Origin of the sequence: Ancylobacter rudongensis, assembly GCF_900100155.1 — a bacterium.
Lineage (GTDB): Bacteria > Pseudomonadota > Alphaproteobacteria > Rhizobiales > Xanthobacteraceae > Ancylobacter > Ancylobacter rudongensis.
The window spans coordinates 1-15,961 of sequence record NZ_FMTP01000003.1; the positions used below are offsets into that span (position 1 = coordinate 1).

At 66.5% G+C, this 15,961-nt stretch carries 12 protein-coding genes; 1 reads left to right on the forward strand and 11 read right to left on the reverse strand.

Going from position 1 to position 15,961, the window contains the following annotated elements; genetic code table 11:
• Window positions 1-382 precede the first annotated feature (382 nt).
• Window positions 383-652 (forward strand): hypothetical protein, encoded by a 270-nt coding sequence (locus BLO63_RS21485; protein ID WP_091438971.1) that lies wholly within the window; start codon window positions 383-385, stop codon window positions 650-652.
• A gap of 299 nt (window positions 653-951) precedes the next feature.
• Here BLO63_RS21485 and BLO63_RS21435 read toward each other — a convergent pair whose 3' ends face one another.
• The 11 genes from BLO63_RS21435 to BLO63_RS08330 all read right to left on the reverse strand — a co-directional run bounded on the left by BLO63_RS21435 (window position 952) and on the right by BLO63_RS08330 (window position 15,937).
• Entirely contained in the window at window positions 952-1,548 is a 597-nt protein-coding gene (locus BLO63_RS21435) for an OmpA family protein (RefSeq protein ID WP_091438974.1), read from the reverse strand.
• The gene (locus BLO63_RS08285; protein WP_205409294.1) at window positions 1,545-2,282 is read right to left on the reverse strand and encodes a M15 family metallopeptidase; all 738 of its coding nucleotides are present in this window, start codon (window positions 2,280-2,282) and stop codon (window positions 1,545-1,547) included. The genes BLO63_RS21435 and BLO63_RS08285 overlap by 4 nt, the downstream gene beginning before the upstream one ends.
• Window positions 2,279-4,633: a caspase family protein gene (locus BLO63_RS08290; RefSeq protein WP_162841787.1), complete on the reverse strand. Its 2,355-nt coding sequence runs from the start codon at window positions 4,631-4,633 to the stop codon at window positions 2,279-2,281. Before BLO63_RS08290 ends, BLO63_RS08285 begins: the two co-directional genes overlap by 4 nt.
• A gap of 89 nt (window positions 4,634-4,722) precedes the next feature.
• Window positions 4,723-7,833: a c-type cytochrome gene (locus BLO63_RS08295; protein WP_162841788.1), complete on the reverse strand. Its 3,111-nt coding sequence runs from the start codon at window positions 7,831-7,833 to the stop codon at window positions 4,723-4,725.
• Window positions 7,834-7,976: 143 nt separating this feature from the next.
• Window positions 7,977-9,236 (reverse strand): ferredoxin reductase family protein, encoded by a 1,260-nt coding sequence (locus tag BLO63_RS08300; RefSeq protein WP_091438982.1) that lies wholly within the window; start codon window positions 9,234-9,236, stop codon window positions 7,977-7,979.
• A 44-nt stretch (window positions 9,237-9,280) separates the two neighbouring features.
• Window positions 9,281-9,898, reverse strand: coding sequence for a hypothetical protein (locus BLO63_RS08305; protein ID WP_091438985.1), 618 nt, complete (start codon window positions 9,896-9,898; stop codon window positions 9,281-9,283).
• 103 nt (window positions 9,899-10,001) lie between these two features.
• The gene (locus BLO63_RS08310) at window positions 10,002-10,715 is read right to left on the reverse strand and encodes a hypothetical protein (RefSeq protein ID WP_143007061.1); all 714 of its coding nucleotides are present in this window, start codon (window positions 10,713-10,715) and stop codon (window positions 10,002-10,004) included.
• A gap of 2 nt (window positions 10,716-10,717) precedes the next feature.
• Entirely contained in the window at window positions 10,718-11,353 is a 636-nt protein-coding gene (locus tag BLO63_RS08315) for a hypothetical protein (protein ID WP_091438990.1), read from the reverse strand.
• Window positions 11,354-11,549: 196 nt separating this feature from the next.
• Window positions 11,550-12,863, reverse strand: a complete 1,314-nt coding sequence (locus tag BLO63_RS08320) for a caspase family protein (protein WP_162841789.1) — start codon at window positions 12,861-12,863, stop codon at window positions 11,550-11,552.
• Between the two features lie 1,257 nt (window positions 12,864-14,120).
• Window positions 14,121-14,645: a flavin reductase family protein gene (locus BLO63_RS08325; RefSeq protein WP_091438996.1), complete on the reverse strand. Its 525-nt coding sequence runs from the start codon at window positions 14,643-14,645 to the stop codon at window positions 14,121-14,123.
• Window positions 14,642-15,937 (reverse strand): LLM class flavin-dependent oxidoreductase, encoded by a 1,296-nt coding sequence (locus BLO63_RS08330; RefSeq protein WP_205409295.1) that lies wholly within the window; start codon window positions 15,935-15,937, stop codon window positions 14,642-14,644. Before BLO63_RS08330 ends, BLO63_RS08325 begins: the two co-directional genes overlap by 4 nt.
• Window positions 15,938-15,961: the final 24 nt, after the last annotated feature.

The window sequence follows — 15,961 nt, forward strand, 5'->3', positions numbered from 1 at the left end:
CAGCAGGGCTGTGAACCGTCCAACGCGCATGGGGCGCCCATTCCTTCCGACTGAATGCAACGCTTCTGAAGTCGCCAGCGCCGCGGGTCATTAATGAGAGCCTTTGAAGCCCTTTGCTTTGCGGCAAGAAGTGGCAGCGACGGCACGTTAAGCTGCCCGGCCGACGGGCCGCAACGATCGGCCCTTTCCCCCAACCCATCCGAGCGGCCAAATAGCTAGTGGCGGACACGCGGCGATGAGCCGTACGTCCAAGAGCGCGAACCAGAATGCCGGAGGTAAGCTCGCGGACGTTGCCTTTCGGCTCACGGCTCATGGCTCATGCTATGCAGCAACCGTGCGGTCGGTGCCCGTGGCATGCGTGAGGTGCAGTTCGGTGGGGAGCATGTCGGCGTGCACCGCTGCTGAGCCGTTGAGCCGTTCGCCGCAGGGCACTGGCCGCTTGCTCGCTGTGCGTCTTTGCCGAGGTGCCTACTTCGCCGCTCCCATCACCTCGTTCGACTGCGTTGATGCTCAATTAGCGCATCAAGACGCCAACGCCATCCGCCGCGCCTACACCCACGCCGCCGAATATTGGGACGAGCGCGTGCGCATGATGCAGGTGTGGGCGGACTATCTCGATGAACTTAGGACGGCGCCGGCGAAGAAGGCGTGAGGCGCCGAGCGACAAGACAGCTCCGTGGCGGCGGAGGCAGGGGTTCGCTGCAATGAGGACGAATGGCCGATAAGGGGCCGGTGGCGGACTTTCCGCTATTGGTCAGGCCTGACGATAAGCGGACATATCTCGAAGGAAGGCCAAGGTCGAAATTGACCCCTTCGCGGACTCTGGGGACGTCCCCTTTTAGGGGATCGAACCAATTTCACTCAAAGCGGAGCGTAGGTCGCCTCAGTTGTTCTAATCGAGTGACCGGCCCGCGTCGTCCCTTCAGAACTGTCGCACGCGGGACGGGTTGATCAGTGCAGATTGACGACTTCAACGCGACGGTTTTCGGCGGCTTCGGGATGGGAGCGGGTCTTGAGCCGGCTCTCTCCAAATCCGACGGCGATCAGCCGCTCCCCGTCGATGCCGTGATGGCGGATGAGATAGTCTCGCACCGCCTCCGCCCGGGATTCGGACAGCTGCATATTATAGGCGTCGCCACCGACGGCATCGGTATGGCCGTTGAGGGCGATCCGCGCATCGACCAGCGAATCGGCCAGCAGCGCCCCGCCCAGCGCATCCAGCTCCACCCACGCCTCCGGCGCGATCTCGGCGGAATTGTAGGCGAAGCGTATCTCGATATCGATGCGCGGCAGGTCGTTGCGCTCGACGATCTCCGCCAGCTTGTCCTTCATCTCGATCCGAAGGCCGCGGGTCGGCAACTGGTCGAGATAGGCCTTGTCTGAGGCTGCCATGGCCGGCGCGGCCGGGCGGAGCGAGCGCGTCGTCGCCTTGGGCGCAGGTGCGAGCGAGCGCACGATGGCGTCGCGGCTCAGGGTCTCGGCCGCGCCCCCCGCCAGCGTCGCCAGGAGGAGAGGCAGGGCGGCCAGTCCGGTGAGGATCGTTCTCATCGCGTCTCTCCTTCCTTGATGTCGCTCGGACCCGTCACCTCGAAGTCGAAGATGCGGCCCTCGAACGGTTCGGCGCGGTAGCGAAAGTGCCACCACTCCCGCGCATAGGGGGCGAATCCGTGCCGCGTCATGGCCTCGGCGAGCCGCTTCCGGTTGGCCTGCGCCGCCGCGCCGATGCCCTTGGCGCCGGCATGGCTGCGTGCGCCGAAGAAGTCGAAGCCGCTGCCCATATCGAGCGGCACCCAGCCCTCGCCTTCCCGGCGCAACAGCCCGAGATCAATCGACCCGCCGCTGGAATGGCCCGAGCGGGCGGCAATGTAGCCCTGCGCGAACAACCGGCTGGCGGGGGCGTCGGGATGGTACACCGGGTCGGTCTTCTGATTGCCCCTCGCCCAGTCGACGAAGGCGCGCACCGCGCGTGCCGGGCGGTAGCAGTCATAGGTGACGAGCCGGAACCCCTCGCCATCGAGGTCGGACTGAACCTTGGCGAGGGCCACGGCCACGGGCGCGGCCAGAATGCAGACCCCGGCCCGGTAGCCAGGCACGACGGCGCCGGTGAAATTGTCGGCACTGGCGTAGCGCATGTCCTGCGCGATGCCGGGCGCCACCTCGCTCAACCGCACGAAGCCTTGGGGCAGGTCGCCGCCGAGGGCCGGCAAAGCCTGGGCGAGCAGGCTCGCGAGACAGAAGGCAGATGCCCCGGTGGCGCCCCGAGGCAGGTTCGGACCGCTCATTCGATCCTCAGCTCGCTGATGGCCGTGTCGCGGTACTTGCTGCCCCGATTCACCGCCGTGATCGACAGCTCGATCCAGGTGACGTCGCCGAGATCACGGTCGAGGATACGCTGCCAGCCGCCACGATCCTGCAGCGCGGCGCCGACCATGTCGCCGCGCGAACTGCGCAGTTCGACGGTCGCCACCCGGTTATTCTTGGTGAAAATGTCGGTATTCTTGTCGTAGCCGTTGATCAGCGACAGCCCCTTGATGCGGGTCGGCCGCTCGAAGAGGACCAGCAGCGTTTCCCCGATCCCGTCGCCGCGCTCACCCTCGACCCACGCCGTCGCCCGATCGCCATCGGCGAGATTGCCGACGCCATAGCCATTGCCGTGCTGCCCCGCGAGTTCGGAGCTGGCGCACAGCCTCGCCGGCCCGGCATCGAAATCGACCTGCCGGCAGCCGATGGCGGATCGTCCGGGCGCGGGGGCGTGGATCACCGGCGGCGGGCTCGGGGCGAGTGCCAGCTCGACGCGCGCGGGCGTGGGCGCGAGCGCGGGAGCCGGAGCCGCCGCCACCGGTCGCGGGGCGGCAGGTCCGGCGCTGCCGGACTGCGGATGGAAATAGAACTCGCCGGTGATTGAGCTGGTCTCCCACGGCACCTGCTTTTCGCCGGTGGCGGCAAGCACCTGTCGGCGCGTGGCCTTGAACACGGACTCGATGGGCAGGCCTCGTGCCTCGCGGATCGCCCCCGCCAGCGCGGCCGCGTAAGGGCTGTTGCCCGCCTCGCCATCGGAGGCGACATCGCCCGGCGAGGTGGCATAGGCGATCACCGTGCCGCGCGGCGCGTCGACCGGCGCGAGGCCGCGCGTCGCCGAGCGCACGGAGCGGGCGAAGGGGTTGTTGCGGCAGGCGTCGAGGACAACGATGTTGATGCGGCTGCCGGCGGATTCGAGCGTGCGCAGCATGTCGTTGGCGTTGATCGTCTCGATCGGGATCTCGTCCTCATCCGCGATCTGCGCCGACACCGGCACCAGATAGTTCTCGCCGCCCACCTGCACCCCATGGCCGGCGTAATAAATGAGCCCCGCCTCGACATTGCCCTCGCGCAGCGCCCGGCCAAACGCCAGCAGGGCCCGACGCATCTGCGTGAGATCCGCGTCGAGCACCTGCGTCACCTCGAACCCGGCCTCGCGCAGCGCGCTCTCCATCAGGCGCGCGTCGTTCTGCGGATTGGCGAGGGGCGAGACGTGCCGATAGGCCGAGTTGCCGATCACCAGCGCGAGGCGGCGGCCCATGGCGGGCGAAGGCAGGGATCCGGCCGGAGCCGAGGGAGAGACGGTTGCCGGCCCGGGCGCATCCGAGGCGGGCGGGATGACCATGGCGGCCGGCAATGCCGCCGCCTCGCCGTCGACACTCCAAAGCGTCACCTCCGGCCCCACCTCCCAGAACGCTGCGCGCTGCCCATCCGGCGAGAAGGCGGCGGCCGCGAAGCCATCCGGCTCACGGTCGGTCAGTCGCGCGGCCGTTATCAGGCGCCCCGTCGCGGCGTCCGCGACCCTGAGCGTGCGGTCGGCGTGCAGTGAGTGAACGCGGCGTCCATCGGAGGAAAAGGCAAGCGCGAGCATGGACCAGCGATCGCCCGGCGTGCTCCAGACCTCGGAACCTCTGCCCGCCTCCCAGACACTGAGCGTGCCGTCGCCCTCGGCGGTCGCAATCCGACGGCCATCGCCGGAGAGAGCGATCCGGCTCAAAGTCGAGGGGGCGGAGATATCGATATCCCGCACCGGGCGACCCGACTTCGGTTCGATCAGGCGCGCCTGATGCACGGTGCCGGCCAGCAGGGCCTTGCCGTCTTGGGACACGGCCAGCCCGCCAATGCCCATCGTCGCGGTCGATGTATCGACCCTCGACCTGTGCACCGGCGCGCCGCTGTCGATGTTCCAGACGCGCAGCGTCTTGTCGTCACCCCCGGCGGCCACGAGGCGCGTGCCCGGAACGAAGACAAGGGCGCGCGGCAAGCCGGTGCCCGCATCGAGGATGTGCAACAGCGCCCCGCTGGCGACATCCCAGAGCCGCACAAATCGGTCGGCGTCCGCGGTCGCCGCCATGCCTCTGTCCGGCGCGAAGGTGGCGGCCATCACACGATCGCCATGCTGATCGAGCCGCCGCACCAGCCGGCCGGACGGCACCTGCCGCAGTTCCAGCGTGCCGTCGTCGCCCCCTGTCAGCATGAGGTTGCCGTCCGGCGAGAAGGCCAGCGCCGACAGCTCGGAATGGCCGGTCGTCACGGTCGAAAGCCGGCGCGGCTCGCCGGCGAGGGCCGCGCCACACAGCGAGGCAAGCGCAACAGCCAGCGACGCGGTGAGCACCCGCAGGATCCGGTGCCGCCGTTCACGCCACTTCCCGCCCGCGCAATTCCTACCCGCCACAGACATTCCGGTCCTCGCCGCCATCGCCGCTACTCCCGAATGGTGAAGGACAGCATGTTGATGGCGGAGCGGCCCTTCTGCTGTGGGGCCGCAGCCGCCTGCGCCTTCTGGCGCTCCACCAGCTTGATGGCGAGGCCGCGCGAGGGCGGCTCGCCGGATTTGGCGATCAGCGCGCGGGCGGCCGCCGCGTCGAGCCGCTCCTTGCCGAGCCCGCCCTCGCGGCAAAACGCCAGCAGCGTCTCATTATAGGCCGGCGTGTCGAAGACCAATGCGCCGACGCCCTCCTGCGGGATGCGGCGAGGCTTGCCCGGTTCCAGGAACGGCGCGCCGATCATCTCCTGTGGGATCACCTCCACCTTGCCGTTGGCCTCGACATACAGCACCTGCAATTCGCAGCGCCGATTGGCCGTCACGTCGAAGCGCAGTTCCTGGTCCACGCGCACCGAGGTTCGGGGGACACGCACGCTGAGCTCCAGCTTGCCGCCCTCCTCCGACGGCCGGTAGGCGTCGTCGCGATAATCGGCGTCCTTGTAGTCCGGCAGGACGACGGCGACGTCGGCGGAGCCGAGCGGATCGACGTCGCGCAGCGCCTTCAGGATCGGGGCGTAATGCCGGTCGACCTCGAAGCGCGGCACCTTCACCCCCGCCTTCAGCTGGGTGAGCCAGTCGATCGCGAGGTTGCGCGCCGTGTCGTCGCGGACCCGCAGCACGGCGCTTTCCATCTCCTCGGGGAGCATGTCGAATTCGGCCGCCAGCTGGTCGGCGTCGAGATTGGCCTCGTAGAGGTCGGCGAACCAGGTCGCCAGCTCCTGTTCGCCCGGCCCGCGCCGGCCCTTCAGCGAGCCGTCCGGCGCCTTCTCGGCGGCGCCTATATGCTCCAGCGCGGCAACGAAGGCGGTTCGGTCCCGGGCGTAGAGGCGATCAAGCTCGATCTGGTCGACATACATGGCCAGCAGCAGCTCCTGCTGCGGCTTGGAGAAGGCGACCGAGCTTTCAATGTGCGAGCGCAACTGGTCGCGCTTGGCGATGATGCCGTCGGAATGGCAGTCCATGCAGGAACGGCCATTGACGATCTCGATCCCCTTGCCGATCGGGCGCTGGCGGAACGACACCACTTCGGTGGGACCGCGATCGATGCGGTCGCCCTTGCCGGTGGAGAGGTAATAGCCCTGCAGGCCGTTCGGCAGCGAGAAGATCATTTCCCCGCCATCATGCTCGAACGGGTCGAGATGGGCCGCGAGCGGGGCCGCGTCGGGAGGCCCGTGCGGATGCGAGCGCAGGTTCTGCGCGTCACGGCTGCCGGCGAAATCGTAGGATTTCCAGTAATAGCCGCCATGCGGCAGGTCGTGGCGTTCCACCAGGCGGTTATGGTCCGAGACGCCGGACGCGCCTTCGAGGAAGGCCGCACGGGCCACCCTCTTGTCCGCGATATTGGCATTGACGTCGACGCCGATGCGCCGCTCCAGCTCGCCGATATGTTCGGGCAGGGCGAGAAGGAGATGGTAGTTGGCCGGTCGCGAGGCATTGGCCATGAACCAGTCGGCCCGGATGAGCGGAATGTCGGTGTCGGTGCCTTCCGTCAGCCCCTTGAGCGCCGGGTCGCGTCCGGCGCTGCGGGCGAAGGGATAGTCGGCGACGAGCAGTTCCCATTGCGCGGGTGTCCACTTCACATCCCGCATGTCGATCCGCAGCAGGAGGTTGTCGGAGCCCTCCACCGCCGGCGGCATCACCAGCTGGGGCCCAAGCGACACCGAATTGAGCATCTTGCGGAAGCTGGCCTGGAACAGATCGAGCCGCCGGGCGAACACGCGCAGATCTTCGCAGGGCGCGATGCCGTTATGGAGATTGTGAAAGCTCGCATAGCGGATGAAGCGGTGATCCTCGGCCGGCAGCCGCTCGAGGTCGGCCAGCGCGGCGCGCTGCATCGTCTCGGTAGTCACCACATCGCGCGTGCGGGGCGGCTTCGACGACGCCGCGACCGGGGCGGGCGCGCTGAGCTGGTCGATCCACGCGCCGAGTTTCTCCAGCTCTTCCGCGCTCGGCTTGGTTCCATAGGGCATGCGCCCGCTGGAAACGCTGGTGAACAGCAGCGAGGCGTTGCGGTTGCCGGGCGCGACGAAAGCGGGATTGGCCGCGATAGAGGCAAGGTCGCCGGCCGGGAAGCTCCCCTGCGCGCTTTCGCCGGGGCCGTGGCAGTTGCGGCAGTAGCGGCCAACAAAGTCATCCGCTGAGGCGGCGAGGTCGTTCATCGCCACGGGCGGGGGCGCGGCGGCGGCGCAGCTCGCCTCGAGCGTCAATTCCGGTGATTTCGGCTTGATTTCCTTATCCGTCAGATAGGCCAGAATGGCGAGCCGGTCCGTCTCCGGCAGTAGCGCCAGCCCGCGCAGCATCTGGCGCTTGAGCGGCGAGGCGACTGGCGAGCCGGAGGGTTTCTTCGCCTCCTCAATATAGGTCTGGAAGGCGTCCCCCTGGGCGAAGGCGGCCATATGCGCCGCCGTGATCGCCGGCGCCGCCTCGCCGCTCAGCCCCTTCTCGCCCTCGAACCGGCGCTCATTGTCGAGGCCATAGGTGAGTGTACGCGGCGTGTGGCACTCGCCGCAGGCACCGACCGCCTCGACGAGATAGCGCCCCCGGCTCTTTTGCGAGCCATCGCCCGGCTGGAAGGCGGGCGTGCCGAAATTGGCGCGCTTCCACAGCGCGACGGTGGCGTCGAGATTGTAGGGAAAGCCCACCACGTGCCGCGGCGTCTCGCTGTCGGACTGCGGCAGCGTCGCGATATAGGCCTTGATGTCGAGCACATCCTCCGGCTTCATCCCGGCATAGGAGGCATAGGGAAAGACCGGATAATAGTTGTGCCCGTCCGGCGCCACGCCGTTGATGACGGCGTTGAGATAGTCGGCATTGCTGAAGCTGCCGGCTCCCTTGGCATGGCCGGTAATGTTGGGCACGTAGAAGGTGCCGATGAAGGTGTCGAGCTTGCGCCCGCCGGAGAGCAGCTGGGTGTTCTCGCCCGAGGCGTGGCAGGCGACGCAACCGGCGGCATTGGCGAGCACCTCGCCATTGGCAAGGTTCGGCGTGTAGGTGGCGAAGGCATCTTGCTTGAACGGCTCGCGCGCCTGCGGCGCCGTGCTCATGAGCATCAGGCCCGCTGCGGCCAGTAGCAGCCGTGCCCCCCTACCCCACAAGCCCGCCTCAGCGCGGCCCTGCCTCAGTTCGTTGCCCCCCGGCATCTCACCTGCTCCCCAGCTTCCCCAGCACTATATGACCAGCGGTAAGATGAACCTCACCTGAATTCAAAGCGTTCGAATTCCACCCGGGACGGGGCCTTGCCCTGCCGGACGAGATCACCGACCAAGCCCTCGCGCATGGCGGAAGGGCCGCAGAACCACAGCTCCGCCCCCGCCGGATCGAACCCGCAGCCGCTCACAATGTGCCCTGCCCCCAGACGCCCGGCTTCAGCGGAAGCGTGCAGCGTGAACGCGAAGCCCGGCTCGGCCCGTGCCGCCGCGTCCAGCCGTTCCCGGTCGATCGCCTCCTCGGCGCCGCGCACGCAATGGAACAGGTGGATCTGCCGGCCCGGCACCGCCAGGGCGCTGTCGAGCGCCGAGAGAAACGGCGTGATGCCGATGCCGCCGGCGATCCATATCTGGCGCGCGCCCCCGCGCGCCGGGTCGAAGCGGCCATAGCCGCCCTCCACCACCATGGCGTCGCCGACCTGCAGCGTGTCGCGCAGGCGCCGGGTGAAATCGCCAAGCGGACGAATGGCAAAGCGCAGCTGCCCGTTGGACCCGGACTCGCCCCCGGCGATGGTGAAAGGATGGGCCTCGCCCAGCCCGGCACGGTCAAACCGAATGAAAGCGAACTGCCCGGGCCGGGCCCGGATGCCGGCACTCGCCGGACGGGCCGTCACCAGCGTCCCGCCCGGTGCGCGTGCGACGCCGGTCACAAGGTAGCGCCGCCCCCGCAGCAAAGGGCGCAACTGGGTGAGGGCGAAGCTGGCGATGCCGATCACCGCCAGAAGGTTGAGATACACCGCCAGCAGCGCGGCGCCGTCGAATGGCCGCTTGATGAAGGCCTGATGAATCGCCACGAGCAGGAACACCAGCCCGAAAAGCCGGTGCGACTGGCGCCAGATGCCGTAGGGAAGCTCGAAGCGCGTGTAGGGAATGCGCTTGACGAGGCTGAGCGCGGCGAGAACCAGCAGGCCATAGAAGGCATATTCACCGAGGTCCTTTGCGAGCCTGTTCAGCCCGGAGGCCAGGGTCAGGCCCTGGAAATTCGGCGCGACCACATAGTGCACCAGCACCAGCAGGACGATCGTGATCCCGAGCGCCCGGTGGACCCGGTACATGCGGTCCAGCCCGTGGAAGACCGGCTCAAGAAAGCGCGGCCGGGTGGCGAGAAAGAGATTGGTCGCCATCGCGGCGAAGGCCGCCGAGGACGCCGACAGCGACAGCCATGTGCCGCCACCGGCCGCGCTCGTTGCCGGTATGGCGAGCAGCACGGCAAGTAGGGCGGGAAGCAGAGCCAGTGCGACCGCCATCCGCTAGCCCTCCCGCCATGGGGGGGCGATGGTGCCGCGCCGGGTCAAAATGCTTTCCGCCCCTTGAGCAGCCGGCACGAGGAGCCGTTGAACTGCGCGGTGGCCACCGTCTCGCTGCCCTGCATGCCGGGAAGCGCGATCATCCCGCCGCCGTCATGGCTAAGCTGCGAGCGACCCGACGCCAGGCTGGCCGTGCAGTCGCCGGCGGCCACCCGTATGCGGAAGACCTTCTCGTATTCACCCGTGGATTCATAGACATCGCCGATATAGCGCTGGCTGAGAACCAGGGTGTCGCCCTGCGTCTGATACATGAAGCAGGTCTGCCCGACGGCGCCGGCTTCCTGATCCAGCTTCTTGCAGGCATATTGCCCGTCCCCGACCCGGAAGGCGTTCTTGACGCGCTCCTTACCCTCGGTGAACACCGCTCCGGAACCGAAATCCGGCATGCTGACGACGAGCTGCTTGCCGACCCTGAACAGGCGGAACGTCGCCGTCTCGTCGGATGTGAAGCTGCGGAGTTTCGGACGCCCGCCCGCCTGCTTCACGGTCTCCCGATTGTGCCACAGCAGCCCGACCTTCGCCTCGACGGTAAAGGCCTCCGGCAGCGGCATGGCGATAGCACCGCCGCTCCAGCAGCCCGCCACGACAATCGCGAGGCTCATGGCAGATCGGCCGAACGCGGCCCGGACACAGGCTACACGACGACGTTCACCCACGATCACACCCCTCCCGTTTCCAAACAACCGCGCGCCGCCAGACCGGCGCTCAAAATGTCTGCCTGCCGTCGATGATCGTGCAGGAACTCGACTTCGCCCGCGCTTTTGCGGATTGGACCACGTCGTAATTGGGCGTCTTGATGGTCATCTTCATCGCACCTGATCGCAGAGCCACCTGGCATGATCGGTCGGCGATATCGAAGCGCAGCGCATAGTCGTAGAAACCGCGCGAATTCAACGCGATTTCGCCGTCATACTTGAACTTTAAGACAAATCCGTTGGCAGCAGGCGTATAGGACACGCAAAAATTGACCTCGCGCCCGCTCGCGTCGGCGGGACCTCTCATCCTGGCCTTCTTGCAGCGATAAGCCCCCCTGCCCGCCAGAAAGGCGACGTTTCGGGTCGAAACATCGCCGGCAGAGACGTCTTCGGTCGTGAAACTCGGGACGCTGACCAGAAGCTCTCCCTTCACCATGAACAGGCGCAGGCCGACCCCCGCATCGATCGTCACGGGACGATAGAACGCCGCATCGGACGCCGGCACACCCGAGGTCGTCAGCGGCCACGCCACCATCACGCGCGCATCGACCGTCTTGCCCGCGGGTATCGGCGATGCACCTGCCCCCGGCGCACTCACGGCGACCACGGCGGCGGCGAGTGCCAAGCCGCCGGCGCGCCGCTTGCCGGAACAGCCCGAGCCCGGCGAAGAGCGAGGCCCTTCGCCGGGCAGCGGGCCGGCACCATATCCACCACTACCAGCCATCGTCAGAACGCCTCCCTGCCCTTGATGAGCCGGCAGGAGCCGCTCGCGAGACGCCCGGTCTGGGCATACCCTGTCGTCTTGCCCACCACGGCGTGGAGCATCTGGGTCAAGTCGCCGCTCACAGCGATCAATTCTACCTGGCACGAGGGAGGCGACACGGTGAGACGGTAGGCCTCTTCGATGCGCCCCTTCCACGGCCCGGCGATCGCATCGCGGCGCAGCCTCAGCGCGACTCCGTTTGGCTCGGCCCGGTAGGTCGCGCACATATCCTCGATGTCGCCAGCGGCGCGAACCTTGACGCAATGCCAGCGCCCGCCCGGCACGCCAATCGCGTCCTTCTTTGCCGGTTTATTGTCTACCGTGACGTCGTAGGTGAAGTCGGGCCGGCTGACGATGAGCCGATCGCGCAGGGCAAAGACGCGGAAATGCCGCGACCAGTCGGAGGACGCCCGCTCGGTCACGCGGCGCCCCTTGCCCTTATCTTCCCAATAGGTCTTGTCGAGAATGATCTCGGCCTTGATCTCCAGCGTCCACCCGTCCGGCAGGCCTGATGCGCGGAGGGCGCTCGGCACGAGCACACCGGCAGCGACCAGCAGGCCACGGAAGGTGCGTCTGACGAATGGGAGACGGATCGCCATCTCAGGGGGCCCTCCAGTCAAGGATAAGCTGGCAACCCATTCGACTCGGACGCGCGACAGCCGGCTGTACCCCTGGGAAGACGATACCGACGACGGCCGCGCCGTCCGCGACGGCACTCGCGCCCGCAGCCTTGTTCTCCTGATGCCCCGTCACTATGCCCCCCTCTTCAGTGTCTCCGGCCGCCCCCGCGCGACCTCAGTCGCAGATCACCTCGTCGATCAGCGTCCAGCAGTTGCGCCCGATCTTGGGCTTCGGCTTGCTCGCGGTTTGCGCCGGCGTGTAGCAGACGCCCTTGGCCGAGAGCTTCTGCCCGGACGGGCAGGTCTTGGCGACGCAGATCCCGCCTCTCACTTCTTCTGCCACCGAGCAGCTCAGCGGGCAGACACGACCATCCATCGCTTTGAGCTGATTCAGGAATTCCGGGTCGGGCTCGCTGTCCGGAAGCGAGCGGTCGGCATGGCGGCGCAGGAGCGCCAGGCCTTGCTCACTCCGGCGGCCCCACACCCCATCCGGTTCGCCCACCGAGCAGCCGAGCCGGTTCAACTCAGCCTGCATCTGGCTGTAGAAAGCGGCATCGAGCGTGACGGGCGCGGCATCGTTCCGCTCCGCAGTGGGCGGCGGCAGCGCCGCCAGAACCTGGGGGACCGGCGCCTGCGCCGGTGCGCTGGCGGCACGTTCCTCCAGCCTCAGGCGGGCGAGATCGGCGAATACACTGCCGGGAAAGGCGTCGATGAAGGCCTGGATCTGCGCCACGTCATCCGTATCGCGAATCCTCGCCCACGCGGCGGCTTCGGCGCCGAGCTGGTTGTGCGGCGCGGCAGATGCCTGCGGAGCGGCCGGTCGGAAGTAGAATTCGTCGCGCAGCGACGACTCCACCCACGGCACCTGCTCCCCGCTCGTGGCGGTTTCGACGTCGACGAGCACGCGCTTGAACACCTGTTCGATCGACAGCCCGTCGGTCTGCATCGCTTTGGTCAGCGCCGCGGTGTAGGGCGAGTTGTTGCCCTCCCCGTCGCTTGCCACCTGCCCGGGGGCGGCGGAAAAGGCGACGATGGCCCCTCCCGACGCCGAGACGCGCGCCAGCCCGCGCGTCGCGGAGCGTGTCTGGCTGGCGAAAGGATTGTTTCGGCACGCATCGAGGATGATGATGCTGGTGGCATTGCCCGCATCGCGCATCTGCGACAGGACGCTGTCGGTCGGCAGCGCCTCCACCTCAAGGTCCGACTCGGTGTCGATGCTGGCCGAGACCGGGACCATGTAGTTCACGCCTCGGGCCTGTACGCCGTGGCCAGCATAATAGAACAAGCCCACCGCGTTCTCGCCCGCCCCCCGAAGCTTGGCGCCGAACGCACGCACGGCCGCCGCCATGTCGGCACGGTCAACATCGAGCGCTTCCACAACGTCAAAATCGAGCTTTCGCAGCGTATCGGCCATCAATGCGGCGTCACTGCGCGCATTCCGCAACGACGAAATCGTGGTGTAGGTGCCATTTCCGATGACGAGCGCCACGCGCTCCTCCGCGCGGGAACTTCGCGGAACAATAAAAACGGCGACCAGCACCAACAGTATAAGTCGGATCATTTCCCTCAACCCGAGTCTTGTAGCTCTCCCCAACAGGGCGGCATTGCAGTATAATGCCAATATGTTCCGTTCCGAACGCAACGTCAAATCAGAAATATTGTCCGCATATCGTTCCCATACCGCGAGCAAACACTCCGACATATACAAATTTTTTGGACATGCGGAATTGTATCGATCCTATATTCGGAAGATTAGGAGTAATATTTTAGCCTTAGCGGCGCTCGAATGTTCGAGAAGAAGCTTCCCGGAATTCATCTCGGCTGCAAAGGGTGCATAACGATTAGGCGCTCGCAGCTTACTGACATATGGACGCGACCACGCGTAAGGAGCATCTGTCGAAAAATGGCGGGATTTGGCACCCGAGGCGAGTGCTGTGCGCATCTGCAAGCCTTGATGATTCGCCGTAATGGCGGGCCTGTTCCATCGTCGGCACGATTGGAAGTTGGTGCAATCCCGATCCTGACTTCCACCGGAGACAGAACTGCGCGAAAGGCTGTGCGAGCTTGCCAACGACCGAAGACGGTTCGATTGTCAGCGGCTGCAGGGGACGCACAGCAGCTGGCGCTTAGCCGATTTGGCCGTATGGTCCACCGTCGTCCGACAACAAGGTGGGACATGACATAAGGTCCGCTTTGCGGGCGGAGCTGAATATCACTTCTGGTGCCAAGGTGCCCACCTGCCCTACCTCGCTAATGTCCGCTTTTGGGCCGCGGCCTTCACCAGATGAATGGCCGAAATGGCGGCGCAAAGCGGACGTCTGAGAGGCCGCTAGAGGGCAGCAAAAAATCATGGGGCGGCGGCTCACGGCTCACACCCTGCGGCGGCCCCACGGCCGGTACCCATGGCATGGGTGAGGTGCAGTTCGGCTGTGACCAATTCGGCGTGTACCGCATGTGAGCCGTTGAGCCCTTCGCCCGCTCGGCGCCTGCTCGCTTTGCGCCTTTGCCAACGTGTTCGATAGGGTGCCGGGTTGGCTCCGCTCTGCAACAGAGGCAAAGCTGCCGACAAACCCTCGCTTGCCGTTGTTGGCCATCAAGCTAATTCGGCAGGGATTTCCGGCCACTTCCGCAGGCGGTCGCTGCCGGCCACATTCAGAGAGACGTCGCCTGCCGCAAAACACATGTTTTCAGGGTCACGCCAGTAGGGGTTCCCGCTGCGGCCATCTACGGTGTGGGTGCTCTGGCTTCAGCGTTGCTGGTTGAGCGCCTGAAGCGCCCAAAAGCGCGCGTCGTGATAGGTCAATGGCGCGCACTCCGAGGTTTCATTGTCGATAACGCGGCCGATGAAGACCGTATGGGTGGCGACATCGTGAAGGGTCTCAAGCTCGCATTCGACCAGCGCAGTGCATCCCTCAAGCAGAGGGCAGCCGGTCTTTCCCAGCCTGTGCGGGATCGTGTCGAACGGCTTGTCGCCGCGTTTCGCAAATAGGCTCGCCAACTCGGACTGGTCGGCACTGAGGAAATTGAGCGCGAAGGCCCGTCCTTGAGTAATCAACTCATGCGAGGCATTGCTGCGATTGACGACCACGAGCACGAGTGGAGGGTCGGCGCTGACGCTGCATACCGCCGTGGCCGTCATGCCATTAAGCCGCGCGCCATGTCGGCTGGTAACGACCGTTACGCCCGCCGCGAGACGGCGCATGGTGGCTCGAAATGCTGCCTCGTCCACACTGGCGCGCGAAGCGGCCTTAGCCGTCCGCTCGCCGCTCATGTCGCGTCTCCCACACCTGCCAGACGCTCGCGCAACGATCCTGCGGCATAGGAGGAACGCAGCCGCCCACTCGCCTGTAGGAGTGGCACCACCTCGTCAACGAAATCCTCGAACGTGTCGGGGAGGAAAGCGGGCGAAATGACGAAGCCGTCGGCGGCACCGGAATCGATGATGGCGATCAATTCGTCGGCCACCTCCCGAGCCGTCCCGACAGTCCGCGGGCACATGATGCCCCGGCCATAGATGCGGCCCGCCTCTGCGATCGTCATGGATCCGTTGCCGGCAATGGAGCGGAGTGCGGCAAGGTTTCCCTTGCTGCCGGTATCGCAGATTTCGTCGACGGTGGCATCCAATGGGAGCGAGCCAAAATCGGCGTTGGCGTGGGCGGCAAGGGTTGACAGGCCGACGCGCGGATCGACCAGGCTGTCGTGCAGATCGCGCTTGGCCTCTGCCTCTGCACGGGTTTTGCCGATGAACGGCATGATGGCCATCATGACCTTGGCCGCATCGGGGGGCCGCCCCTCCACCTCCAGCGCGCGTACCACGTCGGATTTGAACGCGGCCATGCGGGTGAGGCTGGGCTGAAGCGCGAAGATCACTTCCGACCATTTCGCCGCGAAGGCCTTGCCCCGCCCCGACGAACCGGCCTGGATGATCACCGGCCGGCCCTGCGGGCTGCGTGGAATGTTCAGCGGGCCGCGCGAACGGAAGAACGTCCCGGCATGGTTCGCGTAGTGCACCTTGCCGGGGTCGGCATAGAGGCCGCGGGCGCGGTCAAGGATCAGGGCATCCGCATCCCAGCTGTCCCAGAGCTTGAACGCCAGTTCCAGGAACTCGTCGGCCCGATCGTAACGCTCGTCATGGCCGAGATGGGCGGCGAGGCCGAAATTGAGGGCTTCGCCATCGTTCATCGAGGTCACGACGTTCCACGCCGCGCGGCCGCCCGACAAGTGGTCGAGCGTGGCGAACTCGCGGGCAAGGTTGAACGGCGCGTCATAGGTCGTGGAACGCGTCGCGCCAAGGCCGAGATGGGTGGTGACGCTCGCCATGGCGCCGAGGATCGGCATCGGATCCATGCGCGTGGCGTCCTGGTCGCCAAGCCCGATGCCGATCTCATGGCTGTCGCCGTACCGATCCGAAATGGCCAACCGGTCGGCGAAGAAGACGAAATCGAACATGCCACGCTCAAGCGTCCGGGCGATGTCGGCATAGTACGGCAGGGTCAGAAAGGGCGTCTCATGGGCGGGGTTGCGCCAGATGGCATGGCTATGCACCACCGGGCCCGCCACCATGAAGCCACATAGGTGCATCTGCTT

What these genes read in the sequence shown, in the direction of transcription:
- BLO63_RS21485 (WP_091438971.1), top strand. Translation starts at nt 383, where the DNA reads ATGTCGGCGTGCACCGCTGCTGAGCCGTTGAGCCGTTCGCCGCAGGGC.
- BLO63_RS21435 (WP_091438974.1), bottom strand. Translation starts at nt 1,548, where the DNA reads ATGAGAACGATCCTCACCGGACTGGCCGCCCTGCCTCTCCTCCTGGCG.
- BLO63_RS08285 (WP_205409294.1), bottom strand. Translation starts at nt 2,282, where the DNA reads ATGAGCGGTCCGAACCTGCCTCGGGGCGCCACCGGGGCATCTGCCTTC.
- BLO63_RS08295 (WP_162841788.1), bottom strand. Translation starts at nt 7,833, where the DNA reads ATGCTCATGAGCACGGCGCCGCAGGCGCGCGAGCCGTTCAAGCAAGAT.
- BLO63_RS08300 (WP_091438982.1), bottom strand. Translation starts at nt 9,236, where the DNA reads ATGGCGGTCGCACTGGCTCTGCTTCCCGCCCTACTTGCCGTGCTGCTC.
- BLO63_RS08305 (WP_091438985.1), bottom strand. Translation starts at nt 9,898, where the DNA reads ATGAGCCTCGCGATTGTCGTGGCGGGCTGCTGGAGCGGCGGTGCTATC.
- BLO63_RS08310 (WP_143007061.1), bottom strand. Translation starts at nt 10,715, where the DNA reads ATGGCTGGTAGTGGTGGATATGGTGCCGGCCCGCTGCCCGGCGAAGGG.
- BLO63_RS08315 (WP_091438990.1), bottom strand. Translation starts at nt 11,353, where the DNA reads ATGGCGATCCGTCTCCCATTCGTCAGACGCACCTTCCGTGGCCTGCTG.
- BLO63_RS08325 (WP_091438996.1), bottom strand. Translation starts at nt 14,645, where the DNA reads ATGAGCGGCGAGCGGACGGCTAAGGCCGCTTCGCGCGCCAGTGTGGAC.
- BLO63_RS08330 (WP_205409295.1), bottom strand. Translation starts at nt 15,937, where the DNA reads ATGGTGGCGGGCCCGGTGGTGCATAGCCATGCCATCTGGCGCAACCCC.